Source organism: Alphaproteobacteria bacterium (assembly GCA_039980135.1).
In the GTDB taxonomy this organism is placed as follows: domain Bacteria; phylum Pseudomonadota; class Alphaproteobacteria; order UBA6615; family UBA6615; genus UBA8079.
Genome location: JBDXCV010000009.1, coordinates 731,862 through 755,593, shown reverse-complemented (window position 1 = coordinate 755,593; position 23,732 = coordinate 731,862). Strand labels below are relative to the sequence as shown.

The following is a 23,732-nucleotide window of genomic DNA, read 5'->3' as shown; positions in this document are numbered from 1 at the left end:
GACAACGATGACCGATACGAACCAGCAGGCCGGCGACCCGGCCACCACCATCGCCTATCAGGGTGTTCCCGGGGCCAACTCGCACATCGCGTGCCAGCAGGCGTTTCCCGACATGACGCCGCTCGCCTGCGCCACGTTCGAGGATGCGTTTGCAGCCGTCGAGAGCGAGGGCAGGGCCACGCTGGCGATGATCCCGATCGAGAATTCGCTCGGTGGGCGGGTGGCGGATATTCACCACCTGCTGCCGGAATCGAGCCTCTACATCATCCGCGAGCATTATCTGGAGGTGCAGTATCAGTTGCTGGCCACCAAGGATGCGACACTCGAAGGCCTCGTCGAGGTGCGCAGCCATGCCCAGGCGCTGGCCCAGTGCCGCGAGCAGCTGGCGCAGCTGGGCGTGCGCACCGCCGCGCGGGCGGACACGGCGGGATCGGCCCTGGAGATCGCCGAGCTGGGCGATCCGACCATCGGCGCGCTGGCACCGCCGCTCGCGGGTGAGATCTATGATCTGCAGGTGCTGCGCTCGCGTTTCGAGGACCGGATCGGAAATACCACGCGTTTTGTGGTTCTGGCCCGTGCGCGGCGCGACCCGGACCCCAATGACGGCCCCTGCATGACGTCGTTCATCTTCCAGGTGCGGTCGGTCCCGGCGGCGCTTTACAAGGCGATGGGCGGGTTTGCGACCAATGGCGTGAACATCACCAAGCTGGAAAGCTATATTTCCGGTGACCGGTTCTCGGTGGCGCGCTTCTATGCCGAGATTGAGGGCCATCCGGCGGATCCTGCGGTGGCGCAGGCATTCGAGGAGCTGGACTACTTCTCGAAGAATGTCCGGGTGCTGGGTGTGTTTCCGGCAGCGGATTACCGCAAGCAGTAGCCAGGTAGATTGCGTTCTCTGGATAGAACGTCATGCCCGGACTTGATTCGGGCATCTCATGCACTATTCGGTTGAGAGACAAGATACGCGGGTCAAGCCCGCGTATGACGAAGATGGGGCCGTTTCCGCCTAGTCCTCGGCGAGCCATTCCTCGATCAGGCGTCGGGCGATCGAGTCCGGTCGCGGCAACTGTACGGGTGAGTCCGGCGTGGTCGCCTTCAGCTCCGCGCGGGTCAGCCATTCCGCCGACAGCAATTCCGTCTCATCGATGGTGAGCTCGAAATCCAATGCCCGCGCCCGGAATCCGACCATCAGGGAGGACGGGAATGGCCAGGGTTGGGAGTGCTGGTATTCCACATCGGTCACCCGAACACCGACCTCTTCGAAGACTTCGCGGGCGACGCAGTCCTCCAGGGTTTCGCCCGGTTCGAGAAACCCCGCGAGCACCGACTGCATGCGGCCCTGGAAGCGCGGCGACTTTCCCATGATGATCCGGTCCTCGTCATGGACCAGCATGATGCAGGCGACATCGGTCCGCGGGAAATGCGAGGCGTTGCAGGCCTCATCGGTGCAGCGGCGCTGATGCCCGGCCGATTCGCTCCGGGTCGGCGCACCGCACACGCCGCAGAAACGGTGGCGCTGGTGCCAGTAGTTGATGCCGCGCGCATAGGCGAGGAGGTTACCCTCTTCGCGGCCCACATAGGGGCCGACCTTGCGCAAATCCTCGAACAGGCCTGCCGCGGCCAGGACCTCATGTTCATGGGGGTCGGGGATGTGGCTGACGTCGAGCGTGAAATAGGCGGTCCCGTCCACCAGGCCCAGCAGGATCGGCTCCACATCGTCGGCGCGCAGGGCCTCGATGTGGTGCACCTCGAGGGCCGCCGCCGCGACCGTCTCGCCGCTGACGACGAGATTGTTCTGCTGCCACACGGGCAAAAGGCGGCTGGTCGTCGCGGACAATTGCCGGGCGAGCCAGTCCAGATCGTTGCGCAGGTGCGAAACGCGGTCGAGATAGTCGCTGGAATAATAGTTGCGGGGCACCGGCTGGCCTTTGCTGAGCGGGGAGGGAACGGGCGGTAACCTGTCATAGCTTTCGGCCTGTGGAAAGAGCCCGGATTTGTCGGTTTGGCCGTTGTTTATCGTGCCTCATGATCTGGTATAGTGCGCGCGGGAGGCCGGGCGGACGAGCGCCTCGCCAACCCGGTCAGGTCCGGAAGGAAGCAGCCGTAACGAGTTTCGCCCGGGTCGTATTCAACCGGTCTCCCACCTCGAACACCGAATCGGATATTGGTAGTTGAGCCAATCTGTCCGGGAACACGTGACACCGATGACCGCCGACCTCGAAGACCAGCCGGGTGAACCGCCAGTTGCGGACGCGGATGAGTCTCTCGACGGCAGCCCGACCATCGACGATCCCAACCAGGCCAGTTTTCTCGATGGCGGCGGCGATGCTGCGCCGGCACCGGAGCCAGCGCCGGCGGTTTCGGAAGCTGCCGAACCGAAACCTGCCGAACCGAAAGCGGAGCCCGTCAGCGAGAGCGACGCCACGGCGGATTACCAGGTGCTGGCGCGTAAATACCGCCCGCTGGGATTTGACGGGCTGATCGGCCAGGAGGCGCTGGTACGCACCCTGACAAATGCGTTTGCGCTTGACCGTGTGGCCCATGCCTTCATCCTGACCGGGGTGCGCGGTGTCGGCAAAACCACGACCGCGCGGATCATCGCCAAATGCCTGAATGCGCTGGATGGGCCGACGATTTCGCCCGCCGCCGATGACGAGCAATGCGTGGCGATCACCGAGGACCGCCACCCGGATGTGATCGAAGTCGATGCCGCGAGCCGGACCGGGGTCGACGATATTCGTGAAATCCTCGACGGTGTGCGTTACCGGCCGGTGTTCGGGCGCTACAAGGTCTACATTATTGATGAGGTTCACATGCTGTCACGGCATGCGTTCAACGCGCTGCTGAAGACGCTCGAGGAACCGCCGGAGCATGTGAAATTCATCTTCGCGACGACCGAGATCCGCAAGGTGCCTGTGACGGTCCTGTCGCGGTGCCAGCGTTTCGATCTGCGCCGGGTCGGCGCGGACGAACTGATGACCCATTTCGGCGGCATCGCGGAGGCCGAGAACGCGAAGCTCGAGGACGGCGCCCTGCGCCTGATCGCACGTGCGGCCGATGGATCGGTGCGTGACGGCCTGTCGCTGCTCGATCAGGCGATCTCGGCTTATTGCTCCGCCGGCGCGACGGCGACCGAAGAAGATATCCGGATCATGCTGGGTACCGCCGACAGTGCGGCCGTGTTCGACATGTTCGAGGCGCTGATGGCCGGACGCATTTCTGATGCATTGGCGGGGCTGGGCACACTGCATGATGCCGGTGCGGATCCGCTCGCGGTGCTGCAGGATTTGCTGGAACTCAGCCATTGGATCACGCGGGTCAAACTCGTGCCCAAGGCGGCCGAGGACGGTGCGGTTTCCGAGCTTGAGCGCACGCGTGGCCTGGCAATGGCGGAGGGGTTGAGTGTCGCCATACTGTCGCGTGCCTGGCAGATGCTGCTGAAGGGTGTCGGCGAGGTACAGCGTGCGCCGTCGGCCATGCCCGCCGCGGAGATGGTGCTGATCCGGCTTGCCCACGCCGCCGATATGCCGTCACCGGGGGACATCGTCAAGAAGCTTGAAAGCGAGCCCGCACCCGCCCCGGCGACCGCAGAAACACCGCCGACCGGGAATGGCGGTCCGGGCGGTGGTTCGCAGTCTGTTGCCGGAAACGGCGGCGGCGCGGATGCCGCGGCGGCCGCAACGGCGACGGCGCCGGTCCCGCGTGAAATGCCGTCTCCCGTACAGGCACCCGATCCTGCACCCCAGGCGCTCGCCGACCCGCAGAGTTTCCGCGAGCTTGTCGAACTGTTTGGCGAGCGCCGCGAGATCGGCCTGCGTAGCCACCTCTACAACAATGTGCACATGGTGACTTATGAGCCCGGGCGGCTCGAATTTCGTCCCAATGAGCACGCGCCGTCCGACCTGCCGGGCCAGGCGCTGAACCGGTTGCGGGGATGGCTGGGTGCCCATTGGCAGGTGAGTGTTTCGGGTGCCGAGGGCGACGCGACGCTGGCCGAACAGGACCGGGAAGCCGAGGCCACGACCTATCGCGAGGCGGCCGAGCACCCGGTTGTGCGGGCCGCGCTGGAGGCATTCCCCGGCGCGAGTATCGAGAAAGTTGAAGCGCGTGACCCGGGGATCGCGGATCTGCTGCCGGACGCCGCACCCGCGGAAGACGACGACGAAACTGAGGATGACGACGCATGAAGAATCTCGGCCAGTTGATGAAGCAGGCACAGGAAATGCAGGCCAAGATGGGCGAGATGCAGGAGCGCCTGGCGGAGATGTCGGTTGAGGGCTCGTCGGCGGCCGGGATGGTCACCGTGACTCTCAGCGGCAAGGGTGAGTTGAAGGGCATCAAGATCGACCCGAGCCTGGTGAACCCGGCTGAGGCCGACATTCTCGAAGACCTGATTGTCGCCGCCCATGCCGACGCGAAGGCAAAGTCCGAACAACAGGCGGCCGACCAGATGAAGGAACTCACGGGCGGCCTGAACCTGCCACCGGGCTTCAATATGCCCTTTGGCGGCTGACGCGCCGGGTTCGAATGTCGACACCTGAAATCGAACGGCTCGTCGATCTGCTGGCGAAGCTGCCGGGGCTCGGGCCACGTTCGGCGCGCCGCGCAGCACTGCACCTGATCAAGCGGCCGCAGTTCATGCAACCGCTGGCCGAGGCGCTGACGGGCGTGGTGACCGCGATCCGGACCTGCAGCAACTGCGGAAATATCGATTCCGTTGACCCCTGCCGGATCTGCGACGATGCGGAGCGCGATCGCGGCGTGATCTGCGTGATCGAGGATGTGGCCGATCTCTGGGCGCTCGAGCGTACGGCCTCCTATGGCGGGCTTTACCATGTTCTCGGCGGAACCTTGTCAGCGCTCGACGGGGTTGGGCCGGATGATCTGCGGATCGGAAAGCTGCTCGACCGCGCCCGGTCCGAGGCTGTCGGCGAGGTGATCCTCGCGACCAACGCGACCGTCGCGGGCCAGACCACAGCCCACTACATCACCGAGCGGCTGGTCGATTCCGGCGTTCGAATTTCGCGGCTGGCCCACGGTGTGCCGGTGGGCGGCGAGCTCGACTATCTGGATGACGGGACGCTGACCGCAGCGCTGAAGAGCCGGCGCGAGGTTTAGGCTGTCGACGAATCCGCTCTCTATTCGACCGTGCGGAGGAGGGGGCGGTCGTCGGGAGGGCTATCCGGCGCATCTTCGAGGGCTGGAACGTCGCTTTCACCAAGCTGGATGTCCTGAATCTGGTCGCCGCGCCGGGTAATCTTGCCTGTCGAGGTGCGAATCTCGCGGATGTCCTTCTCGGCCAGTGCGAAATGGGCTTCCAGATGCCCAACGCGTTTTTCCAGCCGCTCCACATCCTCGAGCATCTTCATGACCTCGATCTGGATGACCCCGGCGGCTTCCTTCATGCGCACATCCTTCATCACCGCGCGCATGGTGTTGAGCAGCGCCCACAATGTCGTCGGAGAGACGATGAAGACCTTGGCGCGGTTGGCGGCGTCGACGACATCTGCGAAGGACGAATGGAGTTCTGCATAGACGGCTTCGGACGGCAGGAACATGAGCGCCGCGTCCGCTGTCTCTCCGGGAACGATGTATTTTTCGGCGATCGCCTTCACATGCGTGGCGACATCGCGCCGCAGCGCGCGCTCGGCCTCCTTGCGTTCGGTGTCGGAACCGGCGGCCTGCAGCAGGCGCCACGCCTCGAGCGGGAACTTCGCATCGATCACGATCGGGCCGGGTGGATTGGGCAGATCGAGCAGGCAGTCGGCGCGTTTGCCGTCAGCCAGTGTCGCCTGGAATGTGTAGGTGTCGGGCGGCAGCACCGCCTCGACCAGGCCTTGCAGCTGGACCTCGCCGAATGCGCCGCGCGCCTGCTTGTTGGACAGGATATCCTGTAGTCCGACGACCTGAGACGAAAGGTCGGACAGGTTTTTCTGGGCGGTGTCGATCCGCACCAGCCGTTCCTTGAGCTCGTCGAGATTGGTCTTCTGGGTCTTGTTGGTTTTCTCCAGGGTCTCGTTGATTTTCCCGGTCAGCAGCTGCAGCCGGTCGTCGACCGCCTTGGCGAGTGCGCGCTCCTGGGCCTGCAGGGTCTGGGCGAGCTGGGCCTGCTGGGCCGCCTGGGCCTCGGTCATCTGGGACAGCCGTTCGGCCAGGGCAATGACATCGCTGTTCGGTTCAGGCGCGGCCCGGTTCGTGCGTATCCGCAGGAAATAGGTGGCGACCGCAGCACCAATCGCCACGGCGCCGACAACGGCGACGATCACAAGCAGGATATCCATGGGTTCATTCTAGCAATCATGGCCATGAGTCGCCGGTCGGCTTGACGCCGGGCATGGGAGGTCATAGGTAACAGCCGGAATTGTCTGGATTTTCTCAGTTTTAGAGGTCACGCGCGATGGCGAAGTTGCCGATCGTTCTGGCACCGGACCCGGTGCTCAAGGTGAAGTGCGAACCGGTCGCGTCGATCGATGACGGGGTGCGCCGGCTGCTCGACGATATGCTCGAGACCATGTATGAGGCGCCCGGAATTGGCCTGTCGGCGCCCCAGGTGGCCGCGGAACAGCGCGTGATCGTGTGCGATGTGGCGCGCGAGGATGAGGCGCCACAGCCCTATCGGATGATCAACCCCGAAATTACCTGGCGGTCGGAAGAGAATGTGCTGGCCGAAGAAGGTTGCCTGTCCATTCCCGACCACTATGGCGAGGTGTCGCGGTCGCGCGAGATCAAGGTCGGCTTTCTCGACCCCGACGGCGACACACAGGAGCTCGACGCGAGCGGCTTGTTGTCGGCCTGTATCCAGCATGAGATCGATCATCTCGACGGGGTCCTGTTCATTGATTATCTGACGCCGCTCAAGCGGAATATCATCCTGCGCAAAATGAAGAAGCTGAAGCGGCAGCAGGCCTAGACGGCGCGAACGGCAGCCACGCCTCCGCCGCGCAGATGAAGACGGGACGGCACGGAACATGCGTATAGCCTTTCTCGGCACCCCGGATTTTTCGGTCCCGGCGCTCGATACGCTGCGTGCGGCAGGGCATGAGGTTACGTGCGTCTATACCCAACCGCCGCGTCCGGCCGGTCGAGGACAGAGCGGGCGCCGCTCGCCGGTCCATGACCATGCCGACGCCGCAGGAATTCCGGTGCGTACGCCGGCAACCCTGCGCGACGAGGAGGCCCAGGTCGCGTTTGCGGCGTTGAATCTCGACGCCGCCGTGGTTGTCGCGTACGGCCTGATCCTGCCCCAGCCGGTGCTCGATGCGCCGAGGCTCGGCTGCATCAATATTCATGCGTCCCTGCTGCCGCGTTGGCGCGGTGCGGCGCCGATCCAGCGCGCGATCCAGGCCGGTGATTCAGAGACCGGGGTCACGATCATGCAGATGGACGCCGGGCTCGATACCGGCCCGGAATTGCTGCGTGAAGCCCTGCCGATCACCGCCCAAACCAATGCGGGCATGCTCCACGACGCGCTTGCGGCACTGGGCGGGAAGCTGATCGTCGAGGCGCTGGCGGGTCTGGAGGCTTGCACGTTGGAGGCTGTCCCGCAGCCGGACGCGGGCGAGACCTATGCGGCGAAGATCACGCGTGGCGAAGAGCGGATCGACTGGGCCCTGCCGGCGGCACAGCTCGAACGCCATGTGCGCGCCTTCGCCCCCTGGCCCGGCGCCTGGTTCGAACATGACGGCGAACGGATCAAGGTGCTGGCGGCCGACATGGTCGCGGGTCACGGTGAACCCGGAACGGTGCTCGATGATATGCTTACCGTGGCCTGCGGCGACGGAGCGTTGCGGCTGATCACCGTCCAGCGGGCGGGCAAGGCTGCGCTGGCGGCGGCGGATTATCTGCGTGGCCGACCGGTCACGGCGGGCACGGTGTTCACATGACTCGCTACAAGCTGACGGTCGAGTATGACGGGACTGGTTATGTCGGCTGGCAGCGGCAGGATAATGGTCCCTCAATTCAAGCCGAACTCGAACGGGCGGTACATGCGTTTTGCGACGAGGCGGCGATCGTCCACGGCGCGGGCCGCACCGATGCCGGGGTCCATGCCGAGGCGCAGACCGCACATGTGGATATCGAGAAAGACGTCAGTGCCGAGACGGTGCGCGACGCGATGAACCATTTTTTACGCGAAATTCCGATTGCCGTGCTGCGGGCCGAGGTGGTCGACGATGATTTTCACGCCCGCTATGCCGCGACCGCGCGGCACTACCGCTACCGGATCCTCAATCGCCGGCCGCAGCCGGCCCTCGACGCGGGGCGGGTCTGGTGGGTCCGGGTCCGGCTCGATGCCGACACGATGGCGGACGCCGCGCAGGAACTTGTCGGGCATCACGATTTTACCTCGTTCCGCGCGACCCTGTGCCAGGCCAGGTCGCCGGTGAAGACGCTCGACCGGCTGACGGTTTCAAGACATGAAGATGAACTGGTCGTCGATGTGTCGGCGCCGTCTTTTCTGCATCACCAGGTGCGGAACATCGTCGGTACGCTCAAGCTGGTCGGCGAAGGCAAGTGGACGCGCGGAGATGTACGCGATGCCCTGGCGGCGCGCGACCGCGCGGCGGGCGGCCCCACGGCACCGGCGGACGGGCTCTGCCTCGTACGCGTGGAGTATTGAGTTGGCGCAGAATTCGGATTCGCAGCGCCCGTCACGACTGATCCTGTTTATTCTCATCGCGGCCGGCGGCGCCTCGCTCCTGTCGACCGACCTCTACGCGCCGTCGCTGCCCCATCTGCCGGGCTATTTCGATACCGACGCTGAAACGGTGCAGCTCACCATGGCGTTGAATATGGCTGCTTTTGCGGTGGCCCAGCTCATCTGGGGGCCGTTGAGCGACAGATATGGCCGGCGCATCGTGTTCCTGATTGGCATGACCGCATTCCTGTTTACGGCGATTGGTGCCGCCCTGTCACAGACTATCGGACATCTCCTGGCGGCGCGCATCCTGATGGGGGCGTCGGCCAGCGTCGAGGCAGTGATCGTCCTCGCGGTGATCGGCGACATCTACAAATCCGAGGATTCGGCCAAGGTCTATGCGATTTACGGCATGATCATCGCGCTGGTGCCGGCCGTCGGCCCGATCATCGGCGGGTTTGTTTTCGAATGGTACGGCTGGCAGGCGAACTTCATCCTGCTGACCGGCATTGTTGCCGCGGTCCTTTTGTTGGCGGTCCTGCGCCTGCCGGAGACCCTGGTGTCGGGCGAGCGGGTGGCGTTGCGGATCGGCTCGGTCGTGACGGGCTATGCCCGGCTGTTGTCTTTGCCGGCGTTTGTGTCGATTGCGCTGACCCTCGGGCTGGCCCTGGGTGCGATTTTTGCTTTCATCACCGAGGCGCCGTTCCTGTTGATCGATCGGCACGGCGTTGCCACACGGCATTACGGGTTGTTCCAGGGCGCAATCGTGACCGCGTTCTTCTTCGGTAGCATGCTGTCGAACAAGGTCGTCGCCCGGATCGGTGTCACAAGGCTCTTCGCATTGGGGGTTGTGACGGCGTCGGTATCGGGGTTGCTGATGCTGCTGGCCGTCGCGGTCGGCGATACGCCGGTCACCCTTACGGCGGCGATGAGCGTGTTTGCCTTTGCCCTGGGCCCGTTATTTGCCTCGGCGCCGGTCCTGGCCTTTCAACAGGCCGGCGATCAGGGGCGCGGGATGAGCGCAGCGATGCTGGCCACATTCGAGATGACGGGCGCGGCGGCGGGTGCGTTTTTTGTCAGCCAGGCCCCGGACGGCACGGCATGGCCGTTGGCGGTATGTGTTGCGGGTGCATCCGCGCTGATTCTCGTGGCGGGTCTGGCTGGATTGCGCGCCTGCCGCAATTAGACGATCGCGTTGAACGCGAAGGCGAACATGCCGGCAATCGCGATTTCGATGACGACGGTCATGATCGCCGCACCGCGTGGCGCGTCGAGGGCAATGCGCGCAATTACCCAGGAATAGACCCAGAGGCCGACCTGGGCGGCATAGAAGATCGCGATACCCCAGCCGGAGCCGTCGACGCCGTCGACCGCAAAAATGGCCACGGCGGGTAGCAGGATGACGATCCGGACGATTTGGGACCAGTTGTATGCAACGGCGTAGGTAACGAAGTGTTCACGGCGCAGGATGGCTTCTGAAAGTTCGGCAATCGCCGCCAGATAGGCGAGCCAGCGCACGACGAATATGAATACGAAAACCAGGGTGACGCGGCCGAGACTGGCCTCGGGTGCGGTCTCGGGCAGCGCCGAAAGGACCAGAAGGCTCATAATTGCCTCGGCCGGGAGCGCGAGGACCGCGACCCAGAACGAATTCCAGAACCCTTCCGGAGTCGACCGGAAATGGCGCAATCCGGACCGGTCGAAATGCAGCAGGCGCCAGGCGCCGAATACTCCGTGAGCGGCTTCCAGTGGGTTCATGTCGCGCGCCGCGGCGCATCCCCGATCGTTATTGGCTCAGTCCGAAATAGGTTTCGAGCACCTTGAGATAGATTTCTGCGAGCGCCTCGATGTCGGCGCAACTCACATTCTCGTCGACCTTGTGCATGGTCTGGCCGACCAGGCCGAATTCGGCGACCGGGCAGAAGTCCTTGATGAAGCGGGCATCCGATGTGCCGCCGGTCGTGCTGAGCTCCGGCCGCCGCCCCGTGACGGCCATCACGGCATTCGCAATTGAATCGCTCAGGGCACCGGGTGGCGTGAGGAAGGCCTCGCCCGTGATACGGAATGCGAGATCGTAATCGCCGCCTCCGCTGGCGGCATCCAGTGTTCCGTGGAGCCGAATTTTCAGGCTTTCCGACGTATGCAGATCGCAGAACCGGATGTTGAAGGTCGCACGTGCCTCGCCGGGAATAACGTTCTCCGCCGGGTTCCCGATATCGATTGTGGTGATCTGCAGGGTCGAGGGCTGGAAATGTTCGGTGCCCTCGTCGAGAGGCTCGGCGGTCAGGGCGTCGAGCAGGCGCACGATCCGATGGGCCGGGTTATCGGCCAGATGCGGATAGGCCGCGTGACCCTGAACGCCGCGGACGGTCAGATAACCCATCATGCTGCCGCGGCGCCCGATCTTGATCATGTCACCCATGGCGTCCGGATTGGTCGGCTCACCGACCAGACAGGCGTCGAGCGCCTCGCCCCTGTCTACAAGCCATTCCAGAACCTTGCGGGTGCCGTTGATGGCGGGGCCTTCCTCATCCCCGGTAATCAGCAGGCTGATGGAGCCGGGTTGTGACCAGCTGTCAGGCGCGCCATGGCGGGCGATGAGACGACCGGTGGCGGCCGTGAACGCCGCGATGGCGCTCTTCATGTCGGCCGCGCCACGGCCGAAGAGGTGACCGTCGATCACGTCACCCGCGAACGGATCACCCGCCCATGCGTCCGGATCGCCGACCGGGACGACATCCGTATGCCCCGCGAAGCAGAAATTCGCACCACCATCGCCGAGGCGGGCGTAAAGATTATTCACATCCGGTGTATCCACATCGGTGAAGCGAAGCCGGTGGACGGTGAACCCCAGCGACTCGAGCGCCGAATCCAGAACGCCGAGCGCGCCGCCGTCTTCGGGCGTGACGCTGGGGCAGCGGATCAGCGCCTGGGAAAGCGCGATCGGGTCGTCTGTGGGTGTGGGTTCGGTCATGACGGGCGCGAATATCAGTCGCGCAGCAGCTCGTTGATGGAGGTCTTGGACCGGGTCTGGGCATCGACGCGCTTGACGATCACCGCGCAGTAGAGGCTTGGGCCCGGGCTGCCGTCAGGCAACGGCTTGCCGGGCAGACTGCCGGGAACGACCACCGAATAGGCCGGTACGCGGCCGGTCAGTGTTTCACCGGTCTCGCGATCGATGATTTTGGTCGATGCACCCAGATACACGCCCATCGAAAGCACGGCCCCTTCCTCGACAATCACGCCTTCGGCGACTTCCGAGCGCGCGCCGATGAAGCAATTATCCTCGATGACGACCGGGTTGGCCTGCAGCGGTTCCAGGACGCCGCCGATCCCCGCGCCGCCCGACAGGTGCACGTTGGCACCGATCTGTGCGCAACTGCCGACCGTGGCCCATGTGTCGACCATGGTGCCGCTGCCGACATAGGCACCCAGATTGACGAAACTCGGCATCAGCACGGCACCGGGCGCGATGAAGGCGGAATGACGGACGATCGCATTCGGCACCGCGCGGAAACCGGCGGCCTCGAACTCACCCGGCCCCCAGCCGGCGAATTTCGACGGGACCTTGTCCCACCACGCCGTTCCGTCGCCCGGGCCGCCGGAGATCATCTCCATATCGTTCAGCCGGAACGACAGGAGAACGGCCTTCTTGAGCCATTCGTTGACCTGCCATGCGTCGTCAATCTTCTCGGCGACGCGCGCGGCGCCGCTATCGAGCTGGGCGAGCGCGGTCTCCACGGCTTCGCGGTCGGCGCCCGTTGTGGCCGGCGTCAGGGATTCACGGTTGTCCCATGCGGTTTCGATCGCGGATTGAAGATCACTCGTGCTCATTGGCTTTTCCTGTCAGTGCGCGCCCTTGCGGGCGTTGTCCATGCTTGGTTTGGTTGGCGGCGCGAAGATGGCGGCGGTCAGGCCCCGATGTCAACGCGCATGGGCGTTTTCATCGGTCATGCGCCGCCACTTTTTCCAGCCACGCAACAAGATCGTCGGTCTGATGGTGCACATAGTCGTCGTCTTCGGATGGTGCTGCCCAATAGGCATCCACCGGGCCATTCGTGCGAACCCACAGTGTTGTCATGCCCATCGCAGCGGCCGGGGCCAGATTGTGGGCGATATCCTCGACCATGACCGCGCGCGACGGTTCGACCCCGTGGCGTGCCGCGAGGACGTCATAGGGGCGCGGGTTCGGTTTGGGCACATAATCGGCGGCGGCGACGTCGAAAATTCCCGCAAAGACGTCCGCGATGCCCAGCCTTTCGAGCACGGATTCGGCATGCGGAACCGACGCATTCGTGTAGACAATTTTCTGCCCGGGCAGTGCGCGCAGCACACGCGCCAGGCGGGGGTTCTCATCGACCAGCCCATAGTCGACGGCATGGACATAGGCCATGAACGCGGTGGGGTCGACCGCATGATAATTCATCAGGCCGCGCAGGGTGGTTCCGTGTTCGCGGAACATGCGTTTTTGTTCAACCAGTGCGGACTCGGGCTCAACGCCCAACAAGTCTGCGACGAACGTCGTCATCCGGGACGACACCTGCGCCATCAACCCTGTGGATGCAGGGTAGAGGGTGTTGTCGAGATCGAAAATCCAGCTTTCCGTCTGCTTCAGTTCCGCAATCGGTTTCATACGTTCCTCAACCCCGGGATTCCGGGCGTGGCGGGAGGGAATCCCGGCCGCGTCAATAAGACTTCGTTAACCGCGGTGACGGTAGGATTGCACCGCATTGAATTTATCCGCGCGTCATCACCGTTGCGGAGATCGTTGAAACGAAGCGGAGACAAGGGATTGAGTCAATCCCCGGGAACATTGGGTCTGTCTGACGACGCGCGCCGGGACCTCGGCGGCTTGCGCGCGGAGCGTGATCGTTTCGTTGCGCTCGCATTCTGCAACGCCGACCTGCTCTTCGAAGTCGACGTGGCAGGTGAGGTTACGTTTGCGGTGGGCGCCACGAAGGCCTTTACCGGAAGCGATGCCGAGCAGCTCAAGGGTGCCCGTCTCAAGGATCTCATTCACGAGGCCGACCAGAGGAAACTCGATCGACTGCTCCGGGATGCCCGCGCCGGCACGCGGATCGATGATGCGCTGATCACATTCTGCACACCGGCCGGTCAGTCGGTCGTGCTCAGCCTGAGCGGCTTTCACATGAGCGATCTGGGTGGACACACCTACCTGTCGTTCAGGGTGAAGCCGGCCGTCAGTCCGATTGCCGACGAGGACGCGGTGCGCGTTGAGGGTATGGAGGTGTACGACAAGGGTTCGTTCGCCGAGATCGCGACGCAGGCACTCTCCGAAGCCAGCACCGATGGTGAAGAATGCCAGCTCACGATGATCGAGCTGGGGGATTACGACGAACTGCGAGAACGCCTGACCGAGGAAGCGCAGGACGAACTGTCGGCGACGATGGGCTCCATGTTCCGGGCGAACTCGCTCCATGGCGATCTCGCGGGCCAGCTGGACGACAACAGGTTTGGTGTTGTCCATGCCATGCATGCCGACATGGCGGCATTGTCCGGCCAGATCGAAACCTACGCACGCGAGGTCGACCCGAAGGGTGCGGGACTGTCTGTCGAGGCGGCCACGGTCGATGTGCAGCCGGGTGTGATGAGCGAGGCGGACACGGCGAAGGCGCTGGTTTACACGATCAATCGGTTTTGCAACGAGTCGGCGGGCGAATTCACCGTCCGGGAATTGTCCGAGGGCTTCAGCAGCCTGGCATCCGAGACGGTCGAGCGGCGCAACAAGTTCGTGAAGATGATCCAGCGCGGTGCGTTCGACGTCGCGTTCCAGCCCATATGCGACATGAAGACCGGTCGACCGCATCATTTCGAGGCGCTGGTGCGCTTTGACCATGAGAATTTCGAGGCGACGCCGTTCGAGTTTGTCACTTTCGCCGAAGAGGTCGGAATTATCTGTGATTTCGACCTGGCGATGGCCCGTAAGGTCCTGTGTTGGCTCGATGAGATCAACGGGCAGGGCTATCGCTACATGGTCGCGGTGAACATCTCGGGACGGTCACTCAGTACGCCGTCTTTTGTTCAGAACCTGATCGACCTGCTTGCAGAATTCTCGGTGGCGCGCGAGTTCATCCTGTTTGAAGTGACCGAATCGGCCCAACTGGACGACCTCCAAGAGGCCGACCGTATCATTCAGGAACTGCGGTCAGCCGGTCACCCGGTATGCCTTGATGATTTTGGTGCCGGCGTTTCGGCGTTTCAGTATCTCAGCTCTCTGCATGTCGATTGCGTGAAGATCGACGGCGCTTATGTCATCGATGCGATCAACAACACGCGCGGCAAGGCCCTGTTGAAGGCCATGGCCGGCATGTGCCGGGACCTTGGGGTGACGACGGTCGCGGAGATGATCGAAGAGGAAAGCGTGGCCGATCTGGTGCGCGAGTGCGGCATCGACTACGGCCAAGGTTACCTCTATGGCCGGCCGAACAAGCTGATCACATCCTTCCAGAGTCCGCGCCCGGTTGCGTTCACGCCGGAGAAGAAACCGGCAGTGGAGGCGGCCGAATGAGCCTCTTGGATACGCGCCCCGAGGTTGGTCTGTCGGCCAGCCCGGATTTCTGGAAAGACGTGCCGAATCCGAATTTGGATGGCCTGGACCTGGCGCTCGCCGGATGGCCGGGCGCCGTGATCGAGTTTGCGTCCAACGGCATCGTCATCGGCGCCAATGAAATGGGTGCGCATTTTGCGCGGGAATCGATCCGGACGGCGGGTTCGACGATCACCGGGCTGGTCTCGCTGGCGCACCAGGCGCAAGGCAGCGTTTGCGACAGGGTCGAGGTCTCGATTGAAGGCACGTCGCGCTGGTTCGAATGCGTCGCGTTGCCGGCTTCCGGCGATCGCGTTTTCGTTCTCGCGCGTGACAACACCTACGATATCAATATCCGCCAGGCCTTGTTCGATTCGCGCCAGCGCTACCGTGATCTGGTGACCATATCGAGCGATTTCGCGTGGGAAACCGATGTCGAGGGTCGTTTCGTGTTCGTCTCGCCGCATGGCGCGCTCGGTTATTCACCGGAAGATCTGCTGGGGCGCCGGCCGGACGAATTCCTTGTTGAGTCCGGAACGACAAATGTCCAACTGCCCTTCCAGGCCCGCAAGCCTGTGGTGCACGCGCAGGTTTGGTTGCGCAATATCGACGATGAAGAGGCGTGTCTCCTGGCCTCCGCGGTTCCGGTCGCCGGACCGGATGGCGCATGGTGCGGCGCGCGCGGTCTTTGTCGCGATGTGACCCATGAACGCCTTCGCGACAGTGAACTCGCCCAATCGAAGGTGCGCGAGCAGGTCGTTGCCTACATCGTCAATCAGATACGCGAGGAAGCGCGCCCCCAGGCGATGCTCGAATCCGCCGCATCCATGTTGGGTCGCGCCACGTCGTCCGAGGCGGCCGTCATGAGTTATGGCTCGGAAGAGGGTTGGAAAATCCTGGCCACCCACGGTGGCTGGCCCGACACGATCGATGCATCGCTCCTGGCGGAGCACCTGGCCGCCGGGGACGACACATTCGAAGTTCGCATTGGCGAACACCGCGTCTTCGGTCGCCGCACCTGGTACCACGGTGCCGTCAACGGTTCGGTTTTGCTGATGCGCAGTATAATGAGCCCCCAATGGCATGAGGATGAGCATGCCATCCTGACGGCAGTTGCCGGACAACTCGCGATTGCCATGCGTCAGATCGCCGACCAGCGCGACCTCGAGCATATGTCGAAATCCGACGGCCTGACGGGTCTGATGAACCGGCGTGCTTTCCAGGATGCGCTTGAGGCCGCCATGGCGCGCGCTGTGCGGGACCGCAAACCGGGCGCGCTGCTTTATATCGATCTCGATAACTTCAAGGCGATCAATGACAATCGCGGTCACGAAGTCGGCGACACCGTCTTGTGCGAAATATCCGCGATGCTCTCATCGTGCAGCCGTATCTATGATCTGGTGGCGCGGATCGGCGGCGATGAATTCGCGATCTGGCTCAATGATCTCGATATCGACAGTGCCACGAAGCGCGCGGATGAATTCCTGGCGATGCTCTCGAAACTGGCCGAACGTTCCGGGGATCCCGCGAAGCCGCTTGGCGCATCGATCGGGCTCGCGCGATTTGAACCGGCATCGGGTGAATCGCTGCGGGAACTTCTCATTCGCGCGGATGACGCGATGTATGCGGCGAAGAAAAGCGGCAAGAATGGCTGGTCCGTCGCGGGACAGCAGGATGAACTGGCTGTCGTGGATGATGGCGGCGTTTCGATACACCACAACGCTGCCGGGCCGAGCGGCGGAGGCACGGGTCGATGACCGATGCACAAATAAATCCCGAACCTGAGAACATGATCCCCTATGACGACCAGAAACGCATGGCGCGCGACGGCAGTCATGATGAAAGACGTGGCCTGGCGGGACGCGAAGATGTCCGGCCGGAGATTCTCTACTATCTGGCCGGAGATCCCGATCCGGGTGTGCGCCGGCAGATTGCGCAAAACGATCTGACCCCGCGTCACGCGGACCTCATGCTGGCCCAGGATGATGATGACCGGGTCCGGTCCGATGTGGCCGGCAAGATTGCGACCTCGTCGCTGACCATGAAGGAAAGCGAGCAAACCAACGTCTACAAAGTGACGATGCAGGCGTTGGAGATCCTGGCGGGTGATCAGCTGGTTCGGGTCCGCCAGATTCTGGCGGAAACCATGAAAGACAGTACCGGCGCGCCCGTTCATATTGTCGAAAAACTGGCGATGGACCGCGAACTCACCGTTAGCGGGCTGGTGCTCGAACACTCCCCCATCCTGAATGACGATTTTCTGATCCGGGTGCTCAACAGCGAGCCGGTGCAGGGTGCGCTGAAGGCTATCTCGCGGCGTGTTGCGCTGGGCGAGGAGGTGGCGGATGCGATCGTCAACTCAGGCGATGCGGAGGCGGTGGCAGAACTGCTTGGAAATGAAAGTGCGCAAATTCGCGAGGAGACACTCGACCGGATCGTCGACCAGGCCCCGGGGCAGCCCGGGTGGCATGGGCCGCTGGTTCAGCGACCGGGTCTCCATGTCGATGCCATGCGGCGGATTGCGGATATCGTCTCCGAGACGTTGCTTGTGGAACTCAAGAAGCGGACCGACCTTGATGATGGTGCCATGGCCGCGATTGATCAGGTCATTCAGCGCAGGCTGGATGGCAGAGCCATTGAGGATCTCGCGGAAATCTGGTCCGACACGCCCGACACGTCAAAAGCGAACGCTGGCGTAGAGGATCCGAACTGGGCGAAATCAAAAGGCGATGCCGGGCAGGGCCCTGTTGCGGATATCGCGGCCGATCCCGACTGGGCGAGTGAGAAAAGTGCCGCTGAGAACCCGGCACAGATCAAGCGTGCGGAGAAACTTCACAAGAAGGGGTCGCTCGCGGAGAAGCACGTGTCCCATGCGCTCAATGATGGAGAAACGGATTTCGTAATTGCCGCGATATCGCTGCTGGCTGATGTTCCGAAAGAAGTCGTGCGAAAGGCGGCGTCTCTCCAGAATGCCAAGGCACTCGTCGCACTTGCGTGGAAGTCCGGTCTGACCATGCGGCTTGCAACGCGGCTGCAGATGAACCTTGCCAAAATTCCACCGAGCGGCGTGCTGCGCGCGACCGCGTCTGACGGCTATCCGATTTCGCCCGAAGAGATGACCTGGCAGCTCGAATTTGTCGCCGGCATGGCCGACGGCAACTAGCTCGGTAGCTGTAAAGAGGAACCCTCAAAATGCCTATGGATCGAGGCTCACTTTCGAAAGTCATCAACGCCGGTCGTTCGACCGCGTTCAACGTCTACGATATCGGGCGACGGATTCCGGCGAACGATCCGGTCGGGAAGCTGTTCCGAAACAAGACGCTCAACGAAACGCTATTCTTCAAGATCATGGAGCGCAACGAAACCCAGTATCACACGGTGTCGACCGTGCAGACGCTGATGTATTTCCCCTACAATCTGGCGAATGTGTATGAGGGTGGCGACTCCATTCTATTCGACGACCCGGGGTTCAACCGAATGCTCCGTGTGAAGACCGGCGCCGATTCCAAGAGTGAGGAAAGCCAGGTCGACTATGTGATGGACCTCGAAATTCTCGAGATGGTTTATTCCCTGCCGACCCTCGACCCGTTCCTGTTGAAGAGTAAATCCGAGCAACTCGATCTCGACGATCGTATCCATCCGTTCTACTTCAACATCAGCGAGGAAGACTGGAAGCGGATTCGCTCTCCCATCCGGACAAAAATTCGCACATTGGTACGTCGCGCCTACACGTCCGAGGGCACGCTGTCGGTAGAAAAGATGGAGCAACATGTCTCGCGCTTCCTGGCCAAGATCTGGGAAGCCAAGGACATCGAGGGGATCGAGGATTTTGTCCGCAGCATGGACATTCCCGAGGATCGTGCGCCGGAACTGTTCTTCGCCTGGAAGGCGATTTGCTACTACCAGGTTCAGTTCGAGGACTTCCTGCCGCAAATGAAGGCCTTCTTCTCCTGGCTGGGGAACGACAAGGTCGCCATTCCGGTCGACTGGGTGCGGCTGTTGCCGGACGATCGGGACCGGGTCGAATATTCATTGCTCGGGGTGCGCGACAAGGTGCGTGACACGTACCGCAGCATCAAGCTGGTCCTGGGCAACTACGAACAGAGCTACCGCGCCTTCATCAACGACAATCAACCGCGCGCATTCAAGGATTTCCTGTCGACCGCGGATGAGGACTATACGAACCTGGCGACTTGCCTGAGCGCAAACATTCACGCACTCAACATCTGGTCGAAGACGATCGACACGTATGGGACGCGGCTGCGCTATGAGCAATTCAATGAAATGTTCGACACGCTTTCGATTTTGTTCGACATGCGCCGGTCGCCCGCCAGCAACCTGCGCGTTTCGGCCTGAGCCGACGGATCCGGCGTGCGCCGGGCGACTAAGCCGCCCAGATCGCGGTGCCGAGACCGTGTTCGGTGAAAATCTCGATCAGCAGTGAGTGCGCCGCGCGGCCATCCATGATGACCGACGCTTCGACCTCCTTCTCGACCGCATCGATACAGGTTTCGACCTTTGGTATCATGCCGCCACTGATGGTGCCGTCGGCGATCAGTTGTCGGGCATGATCCACGCTCATGTCGGCGACCAGCTCGCCGTCCTTGCCCATCACGCCGGTTACATCGGTCAGCATGAGCAGGCGCGTCGCTTCGAGTGCGGAGGCGATGGCCCCGGCGGCCGTATCTGCATTGACGTTATAGGTCGCGCCGTCGTCACCGACCCCGATCGGGGCGATGACGGGGATGATGTCTGATCGGGTCAGGGTGGTGAGCAGTTCGGGATCGACCCGCGACGGTTCGCCGACAAAACCGAGATCGAGAATCTTCTCGATGTTCGAATCCGTTTCACGCCGGGTGCGCCGAAGTTTGCGGACGGACATCAGGCCGCCATCCTTGCCAGACAGGCCGACTGCGCGGCCACCTGCGGCGTTGATCGCGGATACGATCTGCTTGTTGATCGAACCGGACAAAACCATCTCGACGATTTCGACGGTCTCCTCGTCGGTGACGCGCAGGCCGTCGATAAACTCGCTCTTGATCTTGAGCCGCTCGAGCATCGCCCCGATCTGGGGTCCGCCGCCATGCACGATAATCGGCTCGATGCCGACCTGCTTCAGCAGCACGATGTCACGCGCGAACGCGCTGGCGAGCGCCTGATCACCCATTGCGTGGCCGCCATACTTGATGACGAATCGCTTGCCGTTGAACTGGCGCATATAGGGAAGCGCCTCGGTCAGAACACCCGCTTTGGCGAGCAATTCCTCGGGCGGTGGCACGTTGTCTTGGGCCATCATGCTATCCGTTTGTTTTCGCTGTCTTTGCGCGGTTGGCGACCGGCGGGAACTTAGCCCAATTCAACCCGTATTCGCCAGCGTGGCCAGATCGGCCTGCAGGTCATCGATTCCGATGCTCTTGCGCGCGCTGGTCACGATGGGCTCGGGCAATGCCGCGGGGTGTTTCTTCATCTCCGTGGCCACGGCCTCGATCAGGCGCGCCAGTTCCGGGGATTTGGGCTTGTCGGCCTTGGTCAGGACCACCCGGTACACGACCGCCGAACTGTCCAGCATGGCCATCATCTCACGGTCACCGTCCTTGATGCCGTGGCGTGAATCGACCAGCAGGCAGAGCCGCTGCAGATTTGGCCGGCCGCGCAGATAATCGCGCAACGTCGTGTTCCAGCGGGCGATTTCTGTCTTCGGGGCGCGGGCATATCCGTAGCCCGGCAAATCCACAAGCATCAGGCGTCCGGCGAGGTCGAAGAAGTTCAGCTCGCGCGTTCGCCCGGGCGTGTTGCTGGTTCGCGCCAGGGTCTTGCGGTTGGTCAACGCGTTCAGGAGGCTCGATTTGCCGACATTCGAGCGTCCGGCAAAGGCAATTTCGGGCAGGGCCGGTTCCGGCAAATCGGGCAGGCGTGCGACGCCGCGCACGAAGGTGCATTCCTGGGCGAACAGATGGCGCGCAGCCGCGAGGTTGGCGTCTGCCGCCGCGCCGTCGGGGTCGGTCATGGTGCCAGGACCGTCAGGTGGACTTCCCACCGCCGACCTTGACGCCCATACGTCGCATGATGACGTATTGCTGGGTGATCGAGAGCAGGTTGTTCCACGTCCAGTAGATCACCAGCCCGACCGGGAAACTGGCCAGGAAAATGGTGAAAAACACCGGCATAAGCAGGAATATCTTGGCCTGGACCGGGTCCGCCGGTGCCGGGTTGAGCTTCTGCTGCAGGAACATGGTGATACCCATCAGGATCGGCCAGACGCCCAGGGCGAGGCCAAATGGCGGGTCCCAGGGGACGGCGCCGAACAGGGTAATGATATTCAGCGGGTCGGGCGCGGACAGATCCTTCACCCAACCGAAGAACGGCGCGTGGCGCATCTCGATGGAGATGAACAACACCTTGTAGAGCGCGAAGAACACCGGAATCTGCAAGGCGATGGGCAGACAACCGGAGACCGGATTGACCTTCTCGCGCCGGTACAACGCCATCAACTCACGCTGCATGCCCTGCTTGTCGTCGGCATATTTCTCGCGCATCTCCTGCATCTTCGGTTGCAGCGCCTTCATGGCGCTCATCGATCTGTAGGATTTGTTGGCGAGCGGGAAGAAGAACAGCTTGATGATGACCGTGACCAGCAGGATCGCCAGCCCGAAGTTGCCCAGGAACTCGGCGAAGAAAATAATGACGTCGAGAAGCGGCTTGGTCAGGAAGAAGAACCAGCCGAAATCGATCGACATTTCGAACCGCTCGATTCCGAGATCATCGCGATAGTCGGTCAGGGTCTTGAACACCTTGGCACCGGCGAAGAACCGGCTGGTGACCTCGGCGAGTTCGCCCGGCGCCAGCGCGATCGCATTGCCCCGGTAGTCGGTCTGATAGAGCTTGGCGCCGGTCCCCGTGGTGTCGAAGAGGAAACGCGTATCGACCTTTGTGTCCTGGTCCGGGATCAGGGCCGTCAGCCAGTAGATATCGGTGAAGCCGAGCCAGCCGCCCACGGACTCGAAAGCCTGGGGCGTCTCGGGTTCATCCTCGAGATCGTCATAGTCGAGCTCGTGCAGGGTGTCGTCGAGGATGCCGATCGGGCCTTCATGCAGGATGAAGAAGCCCAGCGTGTCCGGTTCGTTGACCCGGGTGATGCGGCCGAACTGACTGACATTGACAGCTGCCGTGCCGGTATTCTGAATCCGGTCGGTCACGGTAAACATGAAATGGTCGTCGACCGCCACGGTGCGTGTCAGCAGCAAGCCGTCATCGGTGCGGGTGGTCAGGACCACGGGAGAATCCGGCGTCAGTTCGTTCTGACTGGCTGTCCAACGGGTCTGCCCACCGCCCGAGACCGTGCCGTTGCCGGTGAGCCATCCGAACTCGGCAAAATAGGGATCGTCGGAACCGCGCGGCGACAGCAGCGTGATCAGCTTGCTGTCCGGCTCGATCGTGTCGCGATATTCGCGCAGGGTCAGGTCGTCGAAACGGCCGCCGACCAGATTGATCGTCCCGCTGAGGGCGGGTGTGTTGATGGCGATCCGGTCGGTGTCGGCGATCACCTCGTCGCGCGAGCGTGGTTCGGCGGCGACTACGGGCTGGTTGCCGGCGGCTGACGGGACCGACGGCACCCCGATGGTGTTGGGGTCGCGCCCGGCCGCCAGCTCCTGGCGTTCCAGTTCGGCCTGCCGCTCCGCCTGTTGCGGCTGCTCGACGAAGGTCTGCCAACCGAGCAGGATGGCGAGCGACAACGCGATCGCGAGGATGAGGTTTTTCGTGTCCATCTGCGCCTAACTCCGCGGCGTGTGCATGGCGGCGCCATGCGGGGTTTGTTCGTGTTCGGTATGTTCGTGACCGGCACAGGCATGTGCCCCCGGGACGGGGTCGTAACCGGCGCCGCTCCATGGGTTGCAGCTCAGGATCCGGCGGGCAGCCATCCAGCTGCCACGCACGGCGCCGTGGCGTGAAAGCGCCTCGGCGGCGTAATGGGAGCAACTCGGTTGATAGCGGCAATTGGCGCCGAGAACCGGCGAAAGGACCCATTGCCAGACCAGGATCAGGCCTTTCAGCAGCAGCACCGGAAGATGTGACACATGCTTCATCAGGCCTGGCTTTCCTCGTCGCGTCGCAATGCGTCGCAGCGGTCCAGGGCTGTGACGAGATCTTCACGCAGGGCACCATAGTCCCGCGCCCCCGTTGCGGCGCGCGCGATCAGGACATAGTCCAGGTTCGGGCGCGCCCGGGTCGGGATGATCTCGCGAACGGCGGCCCGCAGACGGCGTCGCGCTCGATTGCGCACCACGGCGTTGCCGATCTTGCGCGTGGCGGTGAAGCCGACGCGGATCGTCCCCGCCTGTAATTCTGCGTCATCGGGGATGGGCGCAGCCTGAAGCACCAGGCCCGGCGCTGCCCAGCGGCGCTTCGCGGCCGCGATGCGCAAAAAATCCCGACGTTTCGGCAAGCGCGCGACCGACGGGGCCGCGTGGCTGGCCGAATTCGGCGTTGTTGCCTCCGCCGTCGTCATGAGTTCATCAATCCCGGTGATTGTGCCCGCGCGGCGTGAACCGC

The 23,732-nt window shown here is 63.0% G+C and carries 23 protein-coding genes and 1 other RNA gene; 13 read left to right on the top strand and 11 right to left on the bottom strand.

What is annotated here, in order from left to right:
- Positions 1 to 7 precede the first annotated feature (7 nt).
- Entirely contained in the window at positions 8 to 877 is an 870-nt protein-coding gene (locus ABJ363_14080; protein ID MEP4380125.1) for a prephenate dehydratase, read from the top strand.
- A gap of 129 nt (positions 878 to 1,006) precedes the next feature.
- Here ABJ363_14080 and nudC read toward each other — a convergent pair whose 3' ends face one another.
- Positions 1,007 to 1,918, bottom strand: coding sequence for an NAD(+) diphosphatase (gene nudC / locus ABJ363_14075; GenBank protein ID MEP4380124.1), 912 nt, complete (start codon positions 1,916 to 1,918; stop codon positions 1,007 to 1,009).
- A 131-nt stretch (positions 1,919 to 2,049) separates the two neighbouring features.
- On the opposite strand from nudC, the gene ffs reads away from it, so the two are divergent.
- The 4 genes from ffs to recR all read left to right on the top strand — a co-directional run bounded on the left by ffs (position 2,050) and on the right by recR (position 5,118).
- An RNA gene (gene ffs / locus ABJ363_14070) (signal recognition particle sRNA small type) lies at positions 2,050 to 2,142 on the top strand.
- Positions 2,143 to 2,171: 29 nt separating this feature from the next.
- Positions 2,172 to 4,187, top strand: coding sequence for a DNA polymerase III subunit gamma/tau (locus ABJ363_14065; protein MEP4380123.1), 2,016 nt, complete (start codon positions 2,172 to 2,174; stop codon positions 4,185 to 4,187).
- Positions 4,184 to 4,513: a YbaB/EbfC family nucleoid-associated protein gene (locus ABJ363_14060; GenBank protein ID MEP4380122.1), complete on the top strand. Its 330-nt coding sequence runs from the start codon at positions 4,184 to 4,186 to the stop codon at positions 4,511 to 4,513. The genes ABJ363_14065 and ABJ363_14060 overlap by 4 nt, the downstream gene beginning before the upstream one ends.
- 14 nt (positions 4,514 to 4,527) lie before the next feature.
- Positions 4,528 to 5,118 carry a recombination mediator RecR gene (gene recR / locus ABJ363_14055; protein ID MEP4380121.1) on the top strand — a complete coding sequence of 197 codons (591 nt, stop codon included), beginning with the start codon at positions 4,528 to 4,530 and terminating at the stop codon, positions 5,116 to 5,118.
- Positions 5,119 to 5,138: 20 nt separating this feature from the next.
- Here the strand turns inward: recR and rmuC are convergent, their stop codons facing one another.
- On the bottom strand, positions 5,139 to 6,281 hold the full coding sequence (gene rmuC, locus ABJ363_14050; protein MEP4380120.1) for a DNA recombination protein RmuC: 1,143 nt from the start codon (positions 6,279 to 6,281) through the stop codon (positions 5,139 to 5,141).
- A gap of 116 nt (positions 6,282 to 6,397) precedes the next feature.
- Here rmuC and def point away from each other — a divergent pair, with 116 nt between their 5' ends.
- From def to ABJ363_14030, 4 genes are read left to right on the top strand one after another with little or no spacing between them, the layout of a single operon-like run.
- Positions 6,398 to 6,910 carry a peptide deformylase gene (gene def, locus ABJ363_14045; protein MEP4380119.1) on the top strand — a complete coding sequence of 171 codons (513 nt, stop codon included), beginning with the start codon at positions 6,398 to 6,400 and terminating at the stop codon, positions 6,908 to 6,910.
- Positions 6,911 to 6,968: 58 nt separating this feature from the next.
- The gene (fmt, locus tag ABJ363_14040) at positions 6,969 to 7,883 is read left to right on the top strand and encodes a methionyl-tRNA formyltransferase (protein ID MEP4380118.1); all 915 of its coding nucleotides are present in this window, start codon (positions 6,969 to 6,971) and stop codon (positions 7,881 to 7,883) included.
- The gene (truA, locus tag ABJ363_14035; GenBank protein ID MEP4380117.1) at positions 7,880 to 8,617 is read left to right on the top strand and encodes a tRNA pseudouridine(38-40) synthase TruA; all 738 of its coding nucleotides are present in this window, start codon (positions 7,880 to 7,882) and stop codon (positions 8,615 to 8,617) included. Before fmt ends, truA begins: the two co-directional genes overlap by 4 nt.
- A gap of 1 nt (position 8,618) precedes the next feature.
- The gene (locus ABJ363_14030; GenBank protein ID MEP4380116.1) at positions 8,619 to 9,821 is read left to right on the top strand and encodes a multidrug effflux MFS transporter; all 1,203 of its coding nucleotides are present in this window, start codon (positions 8,619 to 8,621) and stop codon (positions 9,819 to 9,821) included.
- Here the strand turns inward: ABJ363_14030 and ABJ363_14025 are convergent.
- The 4 genes from ABJ363_14025 to ABJ363_14010 form a co-directional block, all read right to left on the bottom strand.
- Positions 9,818 to 10,393, bottom strand: coding sequence for a hypothetical protein (locus ABJ363_14025; protein MEP4380115.1), 576 nt, complete (start codon positions 10,391 to 10,393; stop codon positions 9,818 to 9,820). The two genes, ABJ363_14030 and ABJ363_14025, sit on opposite strands and share 4 nt — an antisense overlap.
- 28 nt (positions 10,394 to 10,421) lie before the next feature.
- Complete coding sequence (gene dapE / locus ABJ363_14020; protein ID MEP4380114.1) at positions 10,422 to 11,609, bottom strand: succinyl-diaminopimelate desuccinylase; 1,188 nt, start codon at positions 11,607 to 11,609, stop codon at positions 10,422 to 10,424.
- 14 nt (positions 11,610 to 11,623) lie between these two features.
- Positions 11,624 to 12,469, bottom strand: a complete 846-nt coding sequence (gene dapD / locus ABJ363_14015) for a 2,3,4,5-tetrahydropyridine-2,6-dicarboxylate N-succinyltransferase (protein ID MEP4380113.1) — start codon at positions 12,467 to 12,469, stop codon at positions 11,624 to 11,626.
- Between the two features lie 109 nt (positions 12,470 to 12,578).
- A complete protein-coding gene (locus ABJ363_14010; GenBank protein MEP4380112.1) occupies positions 12,579 to 13,268 on the bottom strand; it encodes a pyrimidine 5'-nucleotidase in 690 nt (229 codons plus the stop codon).
- A 159-nt stretch (positions 13,269 to 13,427) separates the two neighbouring features.
- Here ABJ363_14010 and ABJ363_14005 point away from each other — a divergent pair, with 159 nt between their 5' ends.
- The 4 genes from ABJ363_14005 to ABJ363_13990 are packed head-to-tail and all read left to right on the top strand — an operon-like array spanning position 13,428 to position 19,538.
- Positions 13,428 to 15,164: an EAL domain-containing protein gene (locus tag ABJ363_14005; GenBank protein ID MEP4380111.1), complete on the top strand. Its 1,737-nt coding sequence runs from the start codon at positions 13,428 to 13,430 to the stop codon at positions 15,162 to 15,164.
- Entirely contained in the window at positions 15,161 to 16,939 is a 1,779-nt protein-coding gene (locus ABJ363_14000; protein ID MEP4380110.1) for a diguanylate cyclase, read from the top strand. Before ABJ363_14005 ends, ABJ363_14000 begins: the two co-directional genes overlap by 4 nt.
- A complete protein-coding gene (locus ABJ363_13995; GenBank protein ID MEP4380109.1) occupies positions 16,936 to 18,345 on the top strand; it encodes a DUF2336 domain-containing protein in 1,410 nt (469 codons plus the stop codon). The genes ABJ363_14000 and ABJ363_13995 overlap by 4 nt, the downstream gene beginning before the upstream one ends.
- Positions 18,346 to 18,374: 29 nt before the next feature.
- The gene (locus tag ABJ363_13990; protein ID MEP4380108.1) at positions 18,375 to 19,538 is read left to right on the top strand and encodes a hypothetical protein; all 1,164 of its coding nucleotides are present in this window, start codon (positions 18,375 to 18,377) and stop codon (positions 19,536 to 19,538) included.
- A gap of 28 nt (positions 19,539 to 19,566) precedes the next feature.
- Here ABJ363_13990 and argB read toward each other — a convergent pair whose 3' ends face one another.
- The 5 genes from argB to rnpA form a co-directional block, all read right to left on the bottom strand.
- The gene (argB, locus tag ABJ363_13985; protein ID MEP4380107.1) at positions 19,567 to 20,475 is read right to left on the bottom strand and encodes an acetylglutamate kinase; all 909 of its coding nucleotides are present in this window, start codon (positions 20,473 to 20,475) and stop codon (positions 19,567 to 19,569) included.
- A gap of 63 nt (positions 20,476 to 20,538) precedes the next feature.
- A complete protein-coding gene (gene yihA / locus ABJ363_13980; GenBank protein MEP4380106.1) occupies positions 20,539 to 21,189 on the bottom strand; it encodes a ribosome biogenesis GTP-binding protein YihA/YsxC in 651 nt (216 codons plus the stop codon).
- A gap of 13 nt (positions 21,190 to 21,202) precedes the next feature.
- Positions 21,203 to 22,948: a membrane protein insertase YidC gene (yidC, locus tag ABJ363_13975; protein ID MEP4380105.1), complete on the bottom strand. Its 1,746-nt coding sequence runs from the start codon at positions 22,946 to 22,948 to the stop codon at positions 21,203 to 21,205.
- A 6-nt stretch (positions 22,949 to 22,954) separates the two neighbouring features.
- Positions 22,955 to 23,266 (bottom strand): membrane protein insertion efficiency factor YidD, encoded by a 312-nt coding sequence (gene yidD, locus ABJ363_13970; protein MEP4380104.1) that lies wholly within the window; start codon positions 23,264 to 23,266, stop codon positions 22,955 to 22,957.
- Positions 23,266 to 23,688, bottom strand: a complete 423-nt coding sequence (gene rnpA, locus ABJ363_13965) for a ribonuclease P protein component (protein ID MEP4380103.1) — start codon at positions 23,686 to 23,688, stop codon at positions 23,266 to 23,268. Before rnpA ends, yidD begins: the two co-directional genes overlap by 1 nt.
- Positions 23,689 to 23,732 lie beyond the last annotated feature (44 nt).

Excerpts from the sequence above, each read along its gene's own strand:
- argB (MEP4380107.1), bottom strand. The coding sequence starts at position 20,475 with ATGGCCCAAGACAACGTGCCACCGCCCGAGGAATTGCTCGCCAAAGCG.
- fmt (MEP4380118.1), top strand. The coding sequence starts at position 6,969 with ATGCGTATAGCCTTTCTCGGCACCCCGGATTTTTCGGTCCCGGCGCTC.
- dapD (MEP4380113.1), bottom strand. The coding sequence starts at position 12,469 with ATGAGCACGAGTGATCTTCAATCCGCGATCGAAACCGCATGGGACAAC.
- ABJ363_13995 (MEP4380109.1), top strand. The coding sequence starts at position 16,936 with ATGACCGATGCACAAATAAATCCCGAACCTGAGAACATGATCCCCTAT.
- dapE (MEP4380114.1), bottom strand. The coding sequence starts at position 11,609 with ATGACCGAACCCACACCCACAGACGACCCGATCGCGCTTTCCCAGGCG.
- rnpA (MEP4380103.1), bottom strand. The coding sequence starts at position 23,688 with ATGACGACGGCGGAGGCAACAACGCCGAATTCGGCCAGCCACGCGGCC.
- def (MEP4380119.1), top strand. The coding sequence starts at position 6,398 with ATGGCGAAGTTGCCGATCGTTCTGGCACCGGACCCGGTGCTCAAGGTG.
- ABJ363_14010 (MEP4380112.1), bottom strand. The coding sequence starts at position 13,268 with ATGAAACCGATTGCGGAACTGAAGCAGACGGAAAGCTGGATTTTCGAT.
- yidC (MEP4380105.1), bottom strand. The coding sequence starts at position 22,948 with ATGGACACGAAAAACCTCATCCTCGCGATCGCGTTGTCGCTCGCCATC.
- ABJ363_14080 (MEP4380125.1), top strand. The coding sequence starts at position 8 with ATGACCGATACGAACCAGCAGGCCGGCGACCCGGCCACCACCATCGCC.
- ABJ363_13990 (MEP4380108.1), top strand. The coding sequence starts at position 18,375 with ATGCCTATGGATCGAGGCTCACTTTCGAAAGTCATCAACGCCGGTCGT.
- truA (MEP4380117.1), top strand. The coding sequence starts at position 7,880 with ATGACTCGCTACAAGCTGACGGTCGAGTATGACGGGACTGGTTATGTC.
- ABJ363_14025 (MEP4380115.1), bottom strand. The coding sequence starts at position 10,393 with ATGAACCCACTGGAAGCCGCTCACGGAGTATTCGGCGCCTGGCGCCTG.
- rmuC (MEP4380120.1), bottom strand. The coding sequence starts at position 6,281 with ATGGATATCCTGCTTGTGATCGTCGCCGTTGTCGGCGCCGTGGCGATT.
- yihA (MEP4380106.1), bottom strand. The coding sequence starts at position 21,189 with ATGACCGACCCCGACGGCGCGGCGGCAGACGCCAACCTCGCGGCTGCG.
- ABJ363_14000 (MEP4380110.1), top strand. The coding sequence starts at position 15,161 with ATGAGCCTCTTGGATACGCGCCCCGAGGTTGGTCTGTCGGCCAGCCCG.
- yidD (MEP4380104.1), bottom strand. The coding sequence starts at position 23,266 with ATGAAGCATGTGTCACATCTTCCGGTGCTGCTGCTGAAAGGCCTGATC.
- ABJ363_14060 (MEP4380122.1), top strand. The coding sequence starts at position 4,184 with ATGAAGAATCTCGGCCAGTTGATGAAGCAGGCACAGGAAATGCAGGCC.
- recR (MEP4380121.1), top strand. The coding sequence starts at position 4,528 with ATGTCGACACCTGAAATCGAACGGCTCGTCGATCTGCTGGCGAAGCTG.